Source organism: Bacillus salipaludis (assembly GCF_004358205.1).
The window spans coordinates 123,120-140,118 of sequence record NZ_SMYO01000006.1; the positions used below are offsets into that span (position 1 = coordinate 123,120).

Annotated in this window: 17 protein-coding genes; 14 read left to right on the top strand and 3 right to left on the bottom strand. The window is 42.2% G+C overall.

Translation table 11 applies throughout. From position 1 onward, the window contains the following. Positions 1 to 6: 6 nt before the first annotated feature. Genes E2K98_RS13725 through E2K98_RS13780 form a run of 12 tightly spaced genes read left to right on the top strand, consistent with a single transcriptional unit; the run spans position 7 to position 11,062 of the window. The gene (locus E2K98_RS13725; protein WP_133334968.1) at positions 7 to 654 is read left to right on the top strand and encodes a precorrin-8X methylmutase; all 648 of its coding nucleotides are present in this window, start codon (positions 7 to 9) and stop codon (positions 652 to 654) included. Positions 655 to 657: 3 nt separating this feature from the next. After that, a complete protein-coding gene (locus E2K98_RS13730; RefSeq protein WP_133334970.1) occupies positions 658 to 1,761 on the top strand; it encodes a cobalt-precorrin-5B (C(1))-methyltransferase in 1,104 nt (367 codons plus the stop codon). Further along, complete coding sequence (cbiE, locus tag E2K98_RS13735; RefSeq protein WP_133334972.1) at positions 1,748 to 2,953, top strand: precorrin-6y C5,15-methyltransferase (decarboxylating) subunit CbiE; 1,206 nt, start codon at positions 1,748 to 1,750, stop codon at positions 2,951 to 2,953. Before E2K98_RS13730 ends, cbiE begins: the two co-directional genes overlap by 14 nt. 2 nt (positions 2,954 to 2,955) lie before the next feature. After that, the gene (gene cobI / locus E2K98_RS13740) at positions 2,956 to 3,657 is read left to right on the top strand and encodes a precorrin-2 C(20)-methyltransferase (RefSeq protein ID WP_133334974.1); all 702 of its coding nucleotides are present in this window, start codon (positions 2,956 to 2,958) and stop codon (positions 3,655 to 3,657) included. Next, positions 3,654 to 4,433 (top strand): precorrin-4 C(11)-methyltransferase, encoded by a 780-nt coding sequence (gene cobM / locus E2K98_RS13745; RefSeq protein ID WP_133334976.1) that lies wholly within the window; start codon positions 3,654 to 3,656, stop codon positions 4,431 to 4,433. The genes cobI and cobM overlap by 4 nt, the downstream gene beginning before the upstream one ends. Beyond that, positions 4,426 to 5,547 carry a cobalt-precorrin 5A hydrolase gene (locus E2K98_RS13750; RefSeq protein ID WP_133334978.1) on the top strand — a complete coding sequence of 374 codons (1,122 nt, stop codon included), beginning with the start codon at positions 4,426 to 4,428 and terminating at the stop codon, positions 5,545 to 5,547. The genes cobM and E2K98_RS13750 overlap by 8 nt, the downstream gene beginning before the upstream one ends. A gap of 17 nt (positions 5,548 to 5,564) precedes the next feature. Continuing rightward, positions 5,565 to 6,944 carry a cobyrinate a,c-diamide synthase gene (locus tag E2K98_RS13755; protein ID WP_133334980.1) on the top strand — a complete coding sequence of 460 codons (1,380 nt, stop codon included), beginning with the start codon at positions 5,565 to 5,567 and terminating at the stop codon, positions 6,942 to 6,944. Then, positions 6,941 to 7,981 carry a nicotinate-nucleotide--dimethylbenzimidazole phosphoribosyltransferase gene (gene cobT, locus E2K98_RS13760; protein ID WP_133334982.1) on the top strand — a complete coding sequence of 347 codons (1,041 nt, stop codon included), beginning with the start codon at positions 6,941 to 6,943 and terminating at the stop codon, positions 7,979 to 7,981. The genes E2K98_RS13755 and cobT overlap by 4 nt, the downstream gene beginning before the upstream one ends. A 14-nt stretch (positions 7,982 to 7,995) precedes the next feature. Further along, positions 7,996 to 8,781, top strand: coding sequence for a uroporphyrinogen-III C-methyltransferase (gene cobA / locus E2K98_RS13765; protein ID WP_133334984.1), 786 nt, complete (start codon positions 7,996 to 7,998; stop codon positions 8,779 to 8,781). A 1-nt stretch (position 8,782) separates the two neighbouring features. Continuing rightward, the gene (locus E2K98_RS13770) at positions 8,783 to 9,352 is read left to right on the top strand and encodes a nitroreductase family protein (protein ID WP_133334986.1); all 570 of its coding nucleotides are present in this window, start codon (positions 8,783 to 8,785) and stop codon (positions 9,350 to 9,352) included. A 40-nt stretch (positions 9,353 to 9,392) separates the two neighbouring features. Then, positions 9,393 to 10,238 (top strand): GHMP family kinase ATP-binding protein, encoded by an 846-nt coding sequence (locus E2K98_RS13775; RefSeq protein ID WP_133334988.1) that lies wholly within the window; start codon positions 9,393 to 9,395, stop codon positions 10,236 to 10,238. Positions 10,239 to 10,261: 23 nt separating this feature from the next. Beyond that, positions 10,262 to 11,062 carry a HoxN/HupN/NixA family nickel/cobalt transporter gene (locus E2K98_RS13780; RefSeq protein ID WP_133334990.1) on the top strand — a complete coding sequence of 267 codons (801 nt, stop codon included), beginning with the start codon at positions 10,262 to 10,264 and terminating at the stop codon, positions 11,060 to 11,062. Between the two features lie 87 nt (positions 11,063 to 11,149). On the opposite strand, the gene E2K98_RS13785 is transcribed toward E2K98_RS13780, so the two are convergent. Then, a complete protein-coding gene (locus tag E2K98_RS13785; protein ID WP_133334992.1) occupies positions 11,150 to 11,632 on the bottom strand; it encodes a DUF1641 domain-containing protein in 483 nt (160 codons plus the stop codon). Positions 11,633 to 11,650: 18 nt separating this feature from the next. Beyond that, positions 11,651 to 14,587, bottom strand: a complete 2,937-nt coding sequence (fdhF, locus tag E2K98_RS13790; RefSeq protein WP_133334994.1) for a formate dehydrogenase subunit alpha — start codon at positions 14,585 to 14,587, stop codon at positions 11,651 to 11,653. A 312-nt stretch (positions 14,588 to 14,899) separates the two neighbouring features. Here fdhF and E2K98_RS13795 point away from each other — a divergent pair, with 312 nt between their 5' ends. Then, the gene (locus tag E2K98_RS13795; protein ID WP_026576231.1) at positions 14,900 to 15,247 is read left to right on the top strand and encodes a DUF2294 domain-containing protein; all 348 of its coding nucleotides are present in this window, start codon (positions 14,900 to 14,902) and stop codon (positions 15,245 to 15,247) included. A gap of 12 nt (positions 15,248 to 15,259) precedes the next feature. Continuing rightward, entirely contained in the window at positions 15,260 to 16,060 is an 801-nt protein-coding gene (gene fdhD / locus E2K98_RS13800) for a formate dehydrogenase accessory sulfurtransferase FdhD (protein ID WP_133334996.1), read from the top strand. Positions 16,061 to 16,148: 88 nt separating this feature from the next. On the opposite strand, the gene E2K98_RS13805 is transcribed toward fdhD, so the two are convergent. Next, positions 16,149 to 16,985 carry an SDR family oxidoreductase gene (locus tag E2K98_RS13805; protein ID WP_133334998.1) on the bottom strand — a complete coding sequence of 279 codons (837 nt, stop codon included), beginning with the start codon at positions 16,983 to 16,985 and terminating at the stop codon, positions 16,149 to 16,151. Between the last annotated feature and the right edge of the window lie 14 nt (positions 16,986 to 16,999).

The following is a 16,999-nucleotide window of genomic DNA, read 5'->3' on the forward strand; positions in this document are numbered from 1 at the left end:
AAGGAAATGGATTTTCGTACCGAATTTAAACCATTAACGATTCAGCCAGAGCAAATTGAAGGAAGAAGTTTTGAAATGATTACTGAAGAAATTGGTGAGCATCCCTTTACTGCGGAGCAATATCCGATTGTTCAGCGGATTATTCATGCATCCGCCGACTTTGAATTGGGAAAAAGCGTACTTTTTCATCCGGATGCCATCCAGGCTGGAATACGTTCAATTCGCAGCGGAAAAAAAGTAGTTGCCGATGTTCAAATGATTCAAAGCGGGGCAAATAAAGCCAGAATTGAAAAATACGGGGGAGAAATTAAAGTTTATATTTCTGATCCGGATGTTGTACAAGAGGCGAAACGATTAAATACAACAAGAGCGATCATTTCGATGAGAAAAGCGGTTAAAGAAGCGGAAGGCGGAATCTATGCGATTGGTAACGCCCCGACAGCATTACTTGAACTCATCCGCCTGATTAAAGAGGGGGAAGCGAAACCGGATCTTGTGATTGGGCTGCCGGTTGGCTTTGTATCAGCGGCTGAATCGAAAGAAGAATTAGCCAAACTGGACATCCCCTTTATCACGAATATAGGCAGAAAGGGCGGCAGTACGGTAACCGTCGCGGCGCTAAATGCCATTTCTATTCTTGCAGACCGGGTGTAGAACATGCAGGAAGTACCTAAAGGTAAGTTGCGTGAAGGATATACGACTGGGGCTTGCGCAACTGCAGCAACATGTGCTGCACTAACAGCATTAATTACGGGTGAACCCCAAACAGAGTCAACCATCTTTTTGCCGGTTAAAAGATTTGCAACGTTTCAAACCGAAAGCTGTGAAGTCACTGGGAACATGGCAACCGCAAGTATCATTAAAGATGCCGGAGATGACCCGGATGCAACCCATGGGGCATTGATCATTTCTTCAGTTTCCTGGTCTGAAGAGCCGGGGATCATTCTCGACGGAGGTGTCGGGGTTGGCCGGGTTACAAAGGAAGGATTGCCCGTTCCAGTGGGGGAAGCTGCCATCAACCCGGTCCCTCGAAAGATGATCCGAAAGACAGCGGAAGGGATTTTAAGCGAGTTTGGCATCGAAAAAGGGATAAAAATCGTGATATCAGTACCAGCCGGTGAAGAAATAGCCAAAAAAACGCTGAACGGACGCTTGGGTATTATTGGAGGGATCTCAATCCTTGGTACGCGTGGTATTGTTGTTCCTTTTTCAACAGCAGCCTATAAAGCCAGTATTATTCAGGCCATCAGTGTAGCACGTGCAAGCGGGTGCGAGCATCTTGTCATAACCACTGGCGGCCGAAGTGAAAAATGTGCCATCAAACAATTTCCGGAACTTCCCGAGGAAGCCTTTGTCGAGATGGGCGACTTTGTGGGTTTTACACTGAAACAATCCAAAAAGCAAGGTATGAAAAGAGTTTCAATGGTCGGAATGATGGGGAAATTTTCAAAAGTTGCGATGGGGACGATGATGGTTCATTCAAAAAGTGCCCCTGTTAATTTTGAGTTTTTAGCGGAAGTAGCAGGCAGTGCGGGCGCAGATGCTGTTTTGATCGAGGAAATTAAACAGGCAAATACCGCTTCCCAGGTAGGTGACATGATGGCTGCCCGTGGTTATACTTCATTTTTTGAACAGCTGAGTCGTAATTGCTGTCTCGCCGCGCTTAAGGAAGTGGATGGCGGGATTATGGTAGACACCTCCTTATATACGATGAAGGGGGAGTTTTTAGGAAAGGCGGAAGTAATGGATGGCATCGGTTAAAATGATTGGCATTGGGGATGAAGGGAAGTTAAGTCTGCTTCCCATGTATGAAAAGTGGATTGATGAGAGTGATATTTTAATAGGAGGAAAGCGTCAACTTGGCTTTTTTCCGGAATACCAAGGCGAAAAAATCGTAATTGAGGGCGGCCTTTCTTCGCTTGTTGACCGTTTGAAAACTGAGATGAAAAATGTTGTCCTTCTGGCATCTGGAGATCCGTTATTTTTTGGAATCGGCGGCTACTTATCTTCAAAAATCGATTTGGAAATTTATCCTCATTTAAGCTCTGTCCAGCTTGCGTTTGCCAAAATGGGAGAAAGATGGCAAGACGCATACTTTACGAGTGTTCATGGAAGAAGCATGAAAGGGCTGGCACAACGGATTGATGGAAAAGAAAAAGTCGCCATTTTAACCGATATGGAAAATTCACCGAATAAAATCGCACAGTATTTGCTATCTTTTGTGATGGATGAATATAAAGCATTTGTGGGGGAGAACCTAGGCGGCCAAAATGAAAGATGCCGTTGGTTTAGCTTGGAGGAAATGCAGGATGCCGAGTTTTCACCGCTAAATGTCGTAGTTCTAAAGAAAACAGGTAAAACTCCACAATGGTCCATCGGTATAAACGATGAAGAGTTTTTTCAACGAAAGCCGGATAAAGGCTTAATCACGAAAAAAGAGATTCGGACTTTAAGCATCAGTGCCCTTCATTTAAAAGAAGACAGTATTGTTTGGGATATTGGTACCTGTACTGGTTCAGTTGCGATTGAAGCAGCTAAAATCGCAAGGGAAGGACAAATCTTTGCGATTGAGAAAAACGAAGGCGATTTGGAAAACTGCAAACAAAATCTAGTTAAGTTTCGTGTTGATGCAACGCTCATCCATTCGAAGGCCCCCGAAGGTTTGGACACGTTTCCAGATCCGGATGCCGTATTTATCGGTGGAACCGCAGGAGGGATGGAAGAAATCCTTGATATTTGCTGCAGCCGACTTCGAGCGGACGGGCGCATCGTCCTGAATGCCGTGACAATTGAAAATCTATCAGAAGCCATGCATGCATTCAAGAAGCAGGGATTTGATACAGCGATAACTCTTGCACAAATTTCAAGAAGTAAGCCAATCTTGAATCTTACTAGATTTGATGCGTTAAATCCAATTTATATCATAGAAGCATGGCGAAAGGAAGGGGAATAAAGATGCTTGGTACATTATACGGCTTAGGAGTTGGCCCGGGGGACCCGGAGCTCATCACCGTGAAAGCATTTCGAAAATTAAAAGAATCACCTGTTATTGCCTATCCAAAAAAACAAAAAGGCAGTAAAAGCTATGCACATCGCATAATCGATGTTTATTTTCAGCCTCATGAAAAAGAAATGCTGGGACTTGTGTTCCCGATGACAAAAGATTCAGCTACATTGGAAAGAAAATGGACTGAAACCGTGGAAAGTGTTTGGGAGAAGCTTCGGGAAGGAAAAGATGTAGCCTTTGTAACGGAAGGAGATCCACTTTTATACAGTACCTTTATACATATGATGCGGTTAATGCAAGAGACACATCCGGAAGTACCCATTGAAGTTGTCCCGGGAATCTCTTCGATAAATGGAGCGGCTTCAAGGCTGGGAATTCCTTTAGCCGACGGTGACGAGCATGTGGCAATCGTTCCGGCTCGTGATGACTATGAAACCATGAAAAAAGTAATTGAGGACAATGATTGTGTTATTTTTATTAAAGTAGCAAAAGTAATCGATCGAATGCTTGAGGTATTACGAGATTTGGACTTAGTTCACAAAGCCTCCGTTGTCACAAAGGTAACATCAAATGAAGAGATTATTTGGAGGGCTGACGAGCTTGAAGGAGCAGAGCTTGAATACTTAACATTAATGGTGGTGAGAAAATGAAGCTATACATCGTTGGGGCAGGCCCCGGAGACCCGGATTTAATCACAGTTAAAGGACTTCAACACCTTCAGGAAGCAGATGTGGTTCTGTATGCAGATTCATTAGTTAACGAAGAATTAATTGCCAAAGCAAAACCTTCTGCAGAAGTAATGAAAACGGCAGGTATGCATTTGGAGGAAATGGTTGATATCATGGTGAGTCGAATTCATCAAGGGAAAAAGGTGGTTCGTGTTCACACCGGGGACCCGGCTGTATATGGTGCCATAATGGAGCAAATGGTGCTTTTGAAAAAGAAAGGAATTGAAGTTGAGATTGTTCCCGGTGTCAGCTCCGTGTTTGCAGCAGCGGCAGCGGCGCAGGCCGAATTGACGATTCCTGATTTAACGCAAACCCTCATTTTAACAAGGGCCGAAGGCAGGACTCCTGTACCGGAACGTGAAAAGCTTGCCGATTTAGCAAAACATCATTGTACAATCGCTCTTTTCTTAAGTGCGACCTTAACAAAAAAGCTGGTAAAGGAATTGACAGAGGCAGGTTGGAGCAAGGATACTCCGGTTGCTGTCGTTTATAAGGCATCTTGGCCGGATGAAAAAATTGTCAGGTCCACCTTGGAACATTTAGATGAAGATATGCGGGCAAACGGGATTCGAAAACAGGCAATGATTTTAGCGGGTTGGGCACTTGATGAAAACATCCATGACCAAAATTACCGTTCGAAGCTCTACGATAAAACCTTTACGCACGGATTCCGCCGGGGGGGGAGTCTAAATGATTGAGCTTCAAGAAGAAAAAGTGTCTGCAATTGAGCAGAAGGGTAATTATGCGATAGTTGCCATCACCAAGCATGGTGTTGAACTGGCACGAAAGCTTGGGTCTTCTTTTCAAAATGCAGATGTCTACTATATGGGCAAATTTGAAAAAGGGGATGAAGCGGCGAAGGGCATTCAAATGTTTACCGGAAGTGTCCGCCTGCTGCTTCCATCCCTTTTCCAAGCTTATCAGGGACTTATTATTATTATTTCGCTGGGTGCAGTTGTCCGAATGATTGCGCCACTATTAAAGGATAAGAAAACCGACCCCGGTGTGGTTGTCATTGACGATAAAGGGGAACATGTAATCAGCGTCTTGTCAGGGCACATTGGCGGTGCCAATGAATTAACCAAAGAGGTAGCTGCTGCTTTAAAAGCACGTCCGATTATAACCACCGCTTCTGATGTACAGGGAACGATTCCAGTTGATTTGTTTGGGAAACGGTTTGGCTGGGTATGGGACTCCTCAGAAAAGCTGACCCCTGTTAGTGCTGCAGTCGTGAATGAAGAAAAGATTGCAGTCGTCCAAGAGTCAGGGGAGAAAGAATGGTGGCATTATGGACCTTCCATTCCGGAAAATATTAAGGTTTACGATTCAATTGATGGAGCCTTGAAAGCGGGACTGGATGCCGCTCTGGTCATTACACATCGGAAGCTCTCGGAAGAAGAAAATTTAATCTTACATAATGGAGTGTTATATCGCCCTAAAGTAATTGTCCTTGGTATCGGCTGTAACCGCGGGACAACAACAGAGGAAATAGAAGCTGTTATTGAAGAAACATTGAAGGAATTACAGTTTTCGAAAAAAAGCGTTAAAGCCGTTTGCACGATAGATATAAAAAAAGATGAATCCGGGTTGCTTGAAGTTGCGAGTAAAAACAATTGGGAGTTTATCTATTTTACACCTGCAGAACTAAATTCAGTTAAAATGGAAATGCCATCAGAAACTGTTTTTAAATATACAGGTGCATATGGGGTGAGTGAACCCGCCGCATTATTGTATAGCGGTGCAGAAAAATTAGAGCTGGTCAAAAAGAAATCAGGAAATGTAACGATTTCCGTTGCAATCATTCCATATTAAGTTAGGGAGGGGATTTCATGTCTAGTCGCAGACTTGTCATTGCCGGAACAGGCAGCGGGGTTGGAAAAACAACCTTAACAATCGGGCTGATGTCGGCATTAAGAAAAAAGGGTTATATCGTTCAAGGGTTTAAATGTGGACCAGATTATATTGACCCGACATACCATACGGCAGTTACAGGGAGAATATCCAGAAATATTGACAGCTGGATGCTGGAACACGAGATGGTAAAAGAGATTGTGATCCGGGCAAGTTATGGAGCGGATATTTCGATTATTGAAGGTGTAATGGGCTTTTATGACGGTAAAAACCCAATGAATAATCGTGGTTCTACTGCAGAAATCAGTATCATTTCGGAAAGTCCAGTAGTCCTTGTCGTCAATTGTTCCAGTATGGCCCGAAGTGCTGCCGCCATTGTAAAAGGATTTCAAGTATTTTTAGAAGAAGCTAATATTGTCGGTGTGATCGCCAATCGGGTTGGCAGTGAGGGGCATTACAAAATCGTTAAAACAGCCATTGAACAAGAATGTGGCATACCGGTCCTTGGGTATTTACAAAAGGACTCCCATTTTGCTATCCCTGAGCGGCATCTTGGCTTAATCCCATCAGTGGAACGGGGAGAACTAGATTCGTTTTTTAATCAACTTGGTGACTTGGTTCTTGAAACAATCGATGTGGAAGCCCTCTATGAAGTAGCAAAAGCTTCTCCTTTGGAAATAAAGGAATCGCAGTTTAAGAGAAGGGAAAAGAATAAAATACGAATCGCCGTTGCTAGAGATGCTGCATTCAATTTTTATTATCAGGAAAACTTTGAATTGTTAGAGGCATTTGGGGCAGAGTTAATAGAATTTTCTCCGTTAAAGGGTGAAACGATTCCGGACAATATGGACGGTTTATACATAGGCGGCGGATTTCCAGAAGAATTTGCTGCCGATCTTCAAGAGAAAACAGAGGTCAAACAATCGATTCGGACAGCCATTGAAAAGGGCATACCAACATTGGCTGAGTGCGGCGGCTTCATGTATTTAACCGAGTCGATTGAAACTACGGATGAAAAAACCTATGAAATGGTTGGAGTCATCCCGGGCAAGGTGAAAATGCAATCAAGGTTGGCAGCCTTAGGATATCGTGAAATTACACCGGAAGAAGGAAATTTCCTTTTAGAGGGGAATTTGACAGCAAGGGGACATGAGTTTCATTATTCAACCTTTCAGCCAACCAAGGAAATTCAGCATGCCTATCAAACAAAGGCAATGCGCGGCTTCAAACAAGAGGGGTATATGCACGGGAATTTAATTGCGGGTTATACTCACTTCCATTTTGGATCTTGTCCTCGCTTGGTAGAAAACTGGATTAAGAAATGTAAGGAGTTTCAAAACAGGAGGATATCACAATGATTGATACCATTTCCAAGGCCCAGCCGTTAGATCAAGAAGCGGGTCAAAGGGTTCGTGAATATATTGATACCTTAACGAAACCACCGGGGAGTTTAGGGAGATTAGAAGAATTGGCCGTTCTGCTGGCAGAAATGACCTCAGAACCATTTCCTAGTGTAACACCGCCTGGGGTGATTGTGTTTGCGGCGGACCACGGTGTAATTGAAGAAGGGGTATCCGCTTTTCCGCAGGAAGTTACTGTACAAATGGTTATGAACTTTTTAAACAGCGGTGCGGCCATCAATGTCTTTAGCAAACAAATCGGCGCTGCCTTTGAAGTGGTGGATATCGGAGTTGCAGCAGATATTGAAGCAGATGGTGTAGTAAATCGGAAAGTAAGGTATGGCACAGCGAATTTTTGCAAACAGGATGCCCTGACAAAAATAGAGGTAGAAAAAGCGATTGCGGTTGGTTTTGAAAGAGCCGAAAACATGATTCAACAAGGAAGCAAATGCTTAATTCTAGGTGAAATGGGGATCGGTAATACGACTCCAAGCAGTGCGATTTTAGCGGTATTAAGCGGTGAAGAGGTCAAAGAGCTTGTCGGCAGGGGTACTGGAATTGCTCCAGAAAAGGTTATCCATAAGCAAGAAGTGATTGAACAAGCATTAGAAGAAAGACAACCTGACCGGAACGATCCCATTGATATTTTGGCAAAATTGGGTGGATTGGAAATCGCAGGAATGACGGGGGCGATGTTAGCAGCAGCGGCAAACCGAGTTCCGATTCTTTTAGATGGGTTTATTTGTACGATATCAGCACTATTGGCAAAAGAAATTTGCAGCACAGCGAGTGATTATATGATTGCTGGGCATCGTTCAGTTGAACCAGGACACAAAAAAGCCCTACAGTTACTGGGAAAAGAGCCTATTCTTGATCTTGATTTACGTTTAGGCGAAGGAAGCGGTGCAGCTGTAGCCTTTCCAATTTTACAATCAGCCACATTAATGCTGAAAGAAATGGCCACTTTTAGATCTGCAGGAATATCAAAGGAATAATGAGGTGATCGGACATGAAAAAAGGAAAAGTGTATCTTGTAGGTGCAGGACCAGGAGACCCGAAGCTCATTACTGTTTATGGGGTGGAGTGCATCCAAAAAGCGGATGTAATTTTATATGATCGTTTAGTGAATGAGGCCCTGTTGCAATATGCAAAAGAGGGGGCAGAGCTTATTTTTTGCGGAAAGCTTCCAGGAAAACATCAAATCATTCAAGACCAAATTCATGAGCTCTTGATTGAAAAAGCATCTGAAGGAAAGATTGTTGTCAGATTAAAAGGTGGCGACCCATGCATATTTGGCCGTGTTGGGGAAGAAGCGGAAGTGTTAGCTAGTCATGAAATACAATACGAAATTGTGCCAGGAATTACTTCTGGAATCGCTGCCCCTGCCTATGCAGGAATTCCCGTTACGCATCGCGATTATGCATCTTCGTTTGCAATCGTTACCGGACACGGACGGGCAGAGAAGGAAGAAGATCATTTGAATTGGTCAGCACTTGCCAAAGGGATTGATACCATCGCCTTTTATATGGGAATCGGGAACATAAATTATATTTGCACTCAATTAATCGAACATGGGAAAAACCCTCTTACTCCAGCAGCCATTATTCAATGGGGTACAACAGCACTCCAGAGGACACTTACTGGAAACTTAGAAAATATAGAAGAACTTGCTTCTAAGGCTGGTATAACACATCCTGCCATTGTGTTAGTTGGTGAAGTTGTTGGGGTTCGTGAAAAAATAAAATGGTTTCAAGAACAGGAAGAAAAAATCGAAGTGATTGCTGGGAGAGAGTAGAATGTCGATAATTGCAGAAATTAAAAATCGGAGAGCCATTCGGGATTATGCCCAAAAAGATGTCGAAGATGAAAAAATTAACACACTATTAGATGCAGCAACATGGGCCCCAAATGATCGAATGAGAGAACCGTGGAGCTTTTATGTAATAAAAGGAGAAGCCAAAAAACGTTATGAAATTATGGCAACTGAATATTTGCAAGAGCGGTTTTCAACCAAGCCCCATTTAGTAGAGAGTTCTTTAAAGGTATTGAAGACGACACCAGTTCACATCGTTGTGACAGCCGACATGGTACCAGGGGATGAGGAGGCATCACGGGACAATGAGTACGCGGTATGCTGTGCGATTCATTCCATGTGGCTTGCAGCAAGAGAATTGGGATTGGGTTTTGTTTGGAGAACAAGGGGTGTAGGACTAGTAGGTGATAACCGGATGTATAGCTTTATTGGTTCACCGAAAAACAAAAAAATAATCGGTAATCTTTTTATTGGGTACCCAGATGATGAAGCCGTAAAAAAAATCAAGGTACCAGCTCGAACATCCTATCAAGAAAAAACAGTTTGGATGTAAAAAAAAGAATTAGTAGATTAGGTGTATGGGAGCTTTCTAAATGAGAATAGGAAAGGGAAGTTGTCACGGAACATTTGGAGAACTCGTTCAGGGAATAATCGATGAAAAACACTTTTTAATCACGTTTCCCATCCCGAATTTGAAAAGTGAGGCTGTTTTTATCCCGAATCCCAGAGGTTCTGAAATGACAATGGGGGATCCAAAAGTAAAGGTATTGAAAGCAGGAAAATTGCTGATGCAACAGTTTGATTTGCCTCTCGGCGGCAGCCTAGATATTCGGTCCAATATTCCTTCCGGTAAAGGAATGGCGAGCAGTTCCGCTGATATTGTCGCGGCTATAAGGGCTATTGCTGATAGTTACTCACTCCCTATAACAAAAGAAATGATCTCAAGCATAGCGGCACAAGTCGAGCCAACCGATGGAGTCATGTATGATGAGGTCGTTGCTTATGACTATATTCATGGAGAACTGATTGAAGGCTTTGGGACGCTTCCTTCATTTCATCTCGTTGGAATCGATTTTGGGGGAGAAGTTGATACAGTTCAATTTAATCATATAGAAAAAGAATATAAACAACAAGATCATGCGATTTTTATACAAGCATACGAATTGATTCGGGAAGGGTTTGGGAGACGGGATTTTTCCTTGATTAGTAAAGCAACTACTCTGAGCGCACGTGTGAATCAAAAAATCTTACCAAAACCATTTTTTTATGAATTTGAAAAACTAGCCCAAGACTATCAGGGTGGGATTGTTGTTGCCCATAGTGGAACAGTTATGGGAATTTTACTAGATGGAAATCTACCAAATCAAAACGAGGTAATTTCAGATTTATCGAGGCAAATGTCTGATATAGTTAAAAATCCGATTCTAACATTATTTTAATAAGTAACATAAGGAGATTATCAATGGAAACTGTTTCATTAATTTTACTTGTATTTGTTCTGGGGCTGCGGCATGGCTTGGATGCCGACCACCTAGCCTGTATTGATGGGTTAACACGTTATAATCTGCGTATGAATAGTCCGATTGCCCGCTGGGTAGGGACACTCTTTTCTTTTGGACATGGATTTGTTGTGGCAAGTGTTGCCGTAATTCTAGGTATTTTTATAAAGGATTTTAAGATCCCGGCTTATGTTGATACATTTGTGACCTGGATATCGGTATTGTCACTTTTTAGTATTGGTACATTAAATGTCTATAATCTATTGTCAAACACAAAATCGGATAAAAATTTTCAGGTAAGTGGAATAAAAGGGAAGTTCCTCCCGCGTGCTGTAAAGGAAACGACCAATCCCTTTATCGTTATCCTAATTGGCGGATTATTTGCAATGGCTGCGGATACGGTAAGCCAAACATCCATGTGGGCCATCGCAGCTGGAAATTCAGGAAAATATATGCCTTTTATCCTCGGAATCGTCTTTATGGTTGGCATGATGGTTACGGATACAATTGACTCATTCGTTGCCTTCCGTATGGTCAATCAATCGAATCGGTTGGGGCAGTCGGCTTCTCGAGTGATGGGATGGATAATTGTTGCTCTGGCCTATGGTGTTTCCTTTTATGAAGCCTTTACGTTTTTCTTCCCAATGGTGGAACTGGATTTTGAAATTGTAGGGATCATCATCTTTGTTTCAATGGTTCTGTGTCTTGGGGTGATTACCATTAAAGTAAGAAGAAATGTAAACCTTACAATAAAAAATCCATGATTGAAAAAGAAAAAACTTGCAGCATAAAGTCATTTTGGACAGTTGCAGCAAGTTTTTTCATTAAAACATAAGCTGAATTCTATTATTTTACGATTCCTTTAAACTCTTTCCCATGCCTTTTAAAAAGTGAATCCCAAATCCCACTGCACGATTGATATCCGGGTCATTCAAGGCCTTCATGAGATCGAAAACCCCAATTTTTTTATTAGTCTGAACAAACTCCGTTCCTTCATCAATCCCTGCTGCTAAACCGCTAATCAGCTTCTTAGTCTGTTCTGGTTGAAAATCGGTAAACGCCATCGATGCGCTCATGAAGTTATTGATAAAATTCGTAACGGGCTCTCGGTTCACTTGATGGAGTGCAATTTCAGCGATCTTTTCTTTTGCCTGAAGCATAGCATTAGCCGAATCTAGCATTCCACTCTCATTAAGTTCCCCAACTAAATCCATAAGCTTTTTCAAAGCTTCATCTTTTTCAGCTAACTGCGCTTGCAAGTTTCCTAATTTTTCACTTTCAAGCTCTTCCTTCGTTGGAATTTCTTTTTTTATCATCGTAATGGGCTGTGCCACCTAAAAACTACCTCCTTGTTAATCTGTTAAATGAACATACCCTGGGCGATTCCATTTACGCTGAACCTCTACCCCAGCTTGCGGATTCCGTTGTTTATTTCGCGGGTTTGTATTTGGAAGTGGATTTTTTCCCTCTTCACGAATCAGCTCCATCCGCACCTTCATTTGTTTATAAGCAGGTGTATTCGTTCGTAAATCAGTTGTTGTACCGATTAAAAAGTTTATGGCAGAGTCCTTTTCCGTTGAATTCATCGGCAAATATAATTCATTTGCTTTCACCCGGTCCGTAACAAGTGCCGGTAATTTTAGTGCACCAAAAGGTGAAACAAGGCGGACAATGGAACCGTCCTGAACCCCTCGGTCTTTCGCAAGCTCCGGTGACACCTCTACAAAAATTTGAGGGACTTTTGCCTGGATTCCAAAAGATTTATTTGTTAAATTCCCCTCATGGAAATGCTCAAGCATCCGGCCATTGTTGATATGAAGATCATATTCATCCGGAAACTCCTCAGGAGCAACCCAATCAGACAGCGAGAAACGAGCTTTTTTATCTGGAAAATTAAAACCATCTACATACAGAAGCGGTGTGCTAACCCCATCATTGCTTCCCCAAAGGAAACTGTTCCAGCCATCAAGGTCAGTATAATTTGCTTGACTGAAAAGAGGGGAGAGGCTGGCCATTTCGGCAAAAATTTCACTTGGATGACTGTAGTTCCAATGTGCTCCTAAGCGATTGGCAATTTCTTGGATAATCCACCAATCTGGCTTTGATTCGCCAAGTGTTGGTAATACTTGGTATAAACGTTGAACACGCCGTTCGGTATTCGTGAAGGTTCCTTCTTTTTCAAGAGAAGGCGCCGCTGGCAAAATAACATCCGCATATTGAGCCGTTCTGGAGAAAAATAGATCTTGCACTACAAAGAAATCAAGGCTTGCTAACGCGTCGTGAACATGATTCGCATTTGCATCTACGAGCGCCATATCTTCGCCAACCAAGTACAGGGCTTTCATTCTACCTTGTTTAACGGCTTTCAACATTTGAATGCTGTCAAGGCCAGGTAATCCATCAATCATGACACCGTAGGCTTTCTCAAATTTCGTCCGTGCAGCCTCATCGGTTACATGCTGATATCCTGGAAGCCATCCCGGTAGTGTTCCCATATCACATGCTCCTTGAACATTGTTGTGTCCGCGGAGAGGGTAGGCCCCGGCGCCAGGACGGCGATAGTTTCCTGTTGCAAGCAGCAAATTAGAAATTGCAGCGGAAGTTTCAGAACCGCCTTTGTTTTGGGTAACACCCATGCCCCAAAGAATACAGGTTCCGTCCGAATCGCGGATCATTTCCGCCACTCTAATCAGTGTTTTCTTTGAAATTCCAGTGGTTTCTTCGGCATATTCCAGCGTGTATTTTTCAAGTGCGATTTTAAAATCATCAAAGAAATTAACGTTTTCCTCAATAAATTGTTGGTCATGCCAGCCTTGGTCAATAAGATATTTGGTTACAGCCATAAGCCATACTTGGTCTGTCCCTTGTTTCGGGCTGATAAAAATATCCGAGCGCTCGGCCATTTCGTTTTTACGCAGATCGGCCACGATTAATTTTTGACCGTGAAGTTTATGGGCACGCTTTATTCGGGTTGCCAAGACTGGATGGCCTTCTGCTGGATTAGCGCCGACAATGATGACCAAACCAGCTTTTGCAATATCCTGAATTGTTCCGGCATCACCGCCCATCCCAACAGTCCGGAATAAACCGTCCGTTGCAGGAGACTGGCAATAGCGCGAGCAGTTGTCGACATTGTTTGTCTTAAATACTTGCCTTGCCAGCTTTTGCATTAAATAATTTTCTTCGTTGGTTATTTTGGAAGAGGAGACAAAACCAATGGAACCTGGCCCATTTTCTTCTTGAATGGATGCTAGCTTGTTTGCCACGAGGGCGAGTGCTTCTTCCCAAGTAGATTCAACAAATTCGCCATTTTTACGAATTAATGGATTTGTAATCCGTTCGTTGCTATTAACAAAATCCCAGCCGAATTTCCCTTTAATGCAGGTTGAAATGGCGTTAACGGGTGCATCATGAGAAGGCTGGATTTTAAGAATCTTTCTGTCTTTTGTCCAGACCTCAAACGTACAGCCCACCCCGCAAAAGGTACAAACGGTTTTGGTCTTTTTTGTACGTGTATCGCGCATGGCAGCTTCTGCTTCTGAGACAGCTAGAATACCAGAGTAACCAGGTTCTACCTCTTTGACTAAATCAATCATCGATGTCAGCAGGCCTTGGTTCATTCCGCTCATAAAACCTGCCTCACCGAGCATCGATTTTTCCATTAAGGCATTACAAGGACAAATGGTGACGCATTGACCACAGCTGACACAGGAGGAGTCATTGATATTGACGCCATTGTCCCAAAGAACCCGAGGCCGCTCTGCCTCCCAATCAATGGAAAGGGTTTCATTTACTTGGAGGTTTTGACATACCTCAACACATTGTCCACAAGCAATACATTGATTCGGGTCATAGCGATAAAATGGGTGGGACATATCAACGGCATTCATATCTGCCTTTGGAGTGTAGGGATACTTTTGGTGCTCGATTTCCATTAAATCAACGGTGTTATGTACTTTACAGTTACCATTATTGTTATCGCAAACGGTACAGTAGAGCAAGTGGTTTTCTAACAGCCGATCCATTGCCTCCGTTTGCGCATTCTTCGCACGCGGGGAAGAAAGTGAAATGTCCATCCCATTTGAAATTGTAGTCGAACAAGAGCGAACTAGCATTCCATCGACTTCGACGATACAGGTATCGCAGGTTTGAATCGGATCCACCTCTGGAACATAGCAAACTTGCGGATGGGGAATTTCATTTTGATTGATGATTTCTAGAATGGTTGAACCTTGCTTTGCTGTATAGCTTTGATTATTGATTTTGACGGTAATCATTTTGTCGTTCATGTTTGACCTCCTTATAAAGAAAAATAAAAAACTCCACCACGAACACAGCTGCCTGTTCGTTCCGGGCAGTATGTTTGCATGGTGGAGTAGTTTAATAGCAGTTCTTGCGATATTAGACCAATCCAATTTTTAAATAAAAATAGAAAGACTCCATACAATCAATATATCGAGTCCATCAATGACACTATTATTATAGTGGTAATCATAAAAAATCGCAATATTTTAATTTCTCTCCAGTAAGTTTCTCTTTATTTTTAAAAACGAATCAATTAATATTTTAATAAATGTTTGGAAGCACCGGAGGATTGTAAAATGTCAAAAGTAATTCATGAGTTTAATGATATTATTCGCAAGCTTCGTAAAGATTTGTTTGGAAAAGGCCCGGAAAGAATTCATACGGTATTTACAGAAAACATGGCAATTTCTACACTCTATGGCAATTTGACTCCAACCGAAAAGTTTATATGCCAATCACCGGATGGGACGGAAATGGTGCATATGGCTAGAACAAAAATGATTCAAAAGGTTTATTCTGAGAATCTTCCAGAAGGCTTAGAAGAGGTCGTTGGCGCTAAATTAGTTCATCTTTTTTCAGATATTAAGGTTAAAGAAGATATTGCCGTATCTGTTTTTGTGTTTGATAAAAACATATCTTCATAGGGGGAAGTGCGTATGAATCTAGTTAAAAATCAACGAGAGATTCTCCAGTTTAAGAATGGGCGTTTCACGAATGTATCGGACAGCATCGTAACGGAATTTCCCGTAACGGTAAAAATTAATGGCGAGGAATTTGTAACACTTGTGTGTACTCCGGAGTACATCGAGGATATGGTCGTGGGTTTTCTCGCAGCTGAAGGGGTTATTCGCCAATATGAAGAGATTGACAACATGTGGATTCAGGAAAAAGAGGGTATCGTCCACATCGAAACCTCAAAAATAAATCCTTATTATCAAAAGCTTCAAGGTAAGCGCTTTATAACTTCCTGTTGTGGGAATAGCCGGCAGGGGTTTGTTTTCGTGAATGATGCGATGACTGCGAAGAAAATGGATGACCACTATCATGTAAGTGTATCTGTTCACGATTGTTTCCGGTTTATTGAAGAATTGGAGAATGCTGCCGTTATTTTTCAAGAAACTGGTGGGGCACACACGGCTGCATTATGTGATGATGATGGCATTGTTTTGAGTAGAACGGACATTGGAAGACATAATGCTCTGGATAAAATTTACGGATATTGTTTGAAAAATAATGTCTCTGTTGCTGATAAAATAATTGTTTTTAGCGGCAGGATCTCTTCGGAAATTTTATTAAAGGTTGCAAAAATTGGCTGCGAAGTGATTCTGTCAAAATCAGCGCCAACGGAACTTGCCCTCCAGCTGGCAGAGGATTTGGGCATTACCACAATCGGATTTATCCGCAATGGGTCATTGAATGTGTATACACATCCCGGACGAATTGTTGGGGAGAGATGAATTTTTAGAGGGACAAAATGAACTGGGCCCCCTTTTATGGGCATTCTCTATGTCCCTCACAAATTTTGTCCTTCAAAACGGCTAGTTTCTACTGTTTAAGTTTCTTAACAATAAACGTTTCAAGTTTTTCCCACGGAAGAATATTCTTCAAAAACAAGTTTGATTTTACACCTTTTCCAATTGGGTATCTTAGTTTAGGCGACTTGACTTGGGTAGCAATTTCCGCAACTAGTTTTGCAACTTCCATCGGATCTCCATAATCCGCTTTTCCACTTTCAATTTCTTTCAAGATACTTTTCATATAAGTAGCATAAGGGGAATCAATATCGACCATCAAGTCATCCACACTTGTCCAAATATTCGTTTGATAGGAACCAGGTTCTATTAGCGACACATCAATTCCTAAAGGTTTAAGCTCGAGCCTCAAGCTCTCACTATAACCTTCAAGCGCATGTTTTGAGGCTGAATAGGAAGATAACCCCGGAAATCCAAACTTACCACTAATGCTGCTCATATTGATAATTCTTCCTCGACCATTTGCCCTCATAAACGGAAGAACGGCATTTGTCACGGCAATTACACCAAAGAAATTGGTTTCAAATTGCTTCCGGTAGTCTTCGATTGTGAGTTCCTCACTAAATCCCCCGACAGCAAAACCCGCATTGTTAACTAACACATCGATAGATGGCCACTCAGACAGAAAACTTTTAAACGCATTAATTGACTCAGGTAAAGTCACATCAAGGAGATGGACATGAATGAAATCCACTACCTGCTTTTCTTTTGCCAATTCTAAAAGTTGCTTAGATTTAGTCATATCCCTCATCGTTGCAATCACTGTAAAACCCTTTAAGGCTAATTCGATCACAGACAACAAACCAAAACCGCTCGAGGAACCTGTTACGATTGCTGTTTTCTTCTTCATACATTTCTCCTTTT

Excerpts from the sequence above, each read along its gene's own strand:
- cobM (WP_133334976.1), top strand. The coding sequence starts at position 3,654 with ATGAAGCTATACATCGTTGGGGCAGGCCCCGGAGACCCGGATTTAATC.
- E2K98_RS13780 (WP_133334990.1), top strand. The coding sequence starts at position 10,262 with ATGGAAACTGTTTCATTAATTTTACTTGTATTTGTTCTGGGGCTGCGG.
- cobT (WP_133334982.1), top strand. The coding sequence starts at position 6,941 with ATGATTGATACCATTTCCAAGGCCCAGCCGTTAGATCAAGAAGCGGGT.
- fdhD (WP_133334996.1), top strand. The coding sequence starts at position 15,260 with ATGAATCTAGTTAAAAATCAACGAGAGATTCTCCAGTTTAAGAATGGG.
- cobA (WP_133334984.1), top strand. The coding sequence starts at position 7,996 with ATGAAAAAAGGAAAAGTGTATCTTGTAGGTGCAGGACCAGGAGACCCG.
- E2K98_RS13725 (WP_133334968.1), top strand. The coding sequence starts at position 7 with ATGGATTTTCGTACCGAATTTAAACCATTAACGATTCAGCCAGAGCAA.
- E2K98_RS13730 (WP_133334970.1), top strand. The coding sequence starts at position 658 with ATGCAGGAAGTACCTAAAGGTAAGTTGCGTGAAGGATATACGACTGGG.
- E2K98_RS13805 (WP_133334998.1), bottom strand. The coding sequence starts at position 16,985 with ATGAAGAAGAAAACAGCAATCGTAACAGGTTCCTCGAGCGGTTTTGGT.
- cobI (WP_133334974.1), top strand. The coding sequence starts at position 2,956 with ATGCTTGGTACATTATACGGCTTAGGAGTTGGCCCGGGGGACCCGGAG.
- fdhF (WP_133334994.1), bottom strand. The coding sequence starts at position 14,587 with ATGAACGACAAAATGATTACCGTCAAAATCAATAATCAAAGCTATACA.
- E2K98_RS13775 (WP_133334988.1), top strand. The coding sequence starts at position 9,393 with ATGAGAATAGGAAAGGGAAGTTGTCACGGAACATTTGGAGAACTCGTT.
- E2K98_RS13750 (WP_133334978.1), top strand. The coding sequence starts at position 4,426 with ATGATTGAGCTTCAAGAAGAAAAAGTGTCTGCAATTGAGCAGAAGGGT.
- E2K98_RS13795 (WP_026576231.1), top strand. The coding sequence starts at position 14,900 with ATGTCAAAAGTAATTCATGAGTTTAATGATATTATTCGCAAGCTTCGT.
- cbiE (WP_133334972.1), top strand. The coding sequence starts at position 1,748 with ATGGCATCGGTTAAAATGATTGGCATTGGGGATGAAGGGAAGTTAAGT.
- E2K98_RS13755 (WP_133334980.1), top strand. The coding sequence starts at position 5,565 with ATGTCTAGTCGCAGACTTGTCATTGCCGGAACAGGCAGCGGGGTTGGA.
- E2K98_RS13770 (WP_133334986.1), top strand. The coding sequence starts at position 8,783 with ATGTCGATAATTGCAGAAATTAAAAATCGGAGAGCCATTCGGGATTAT.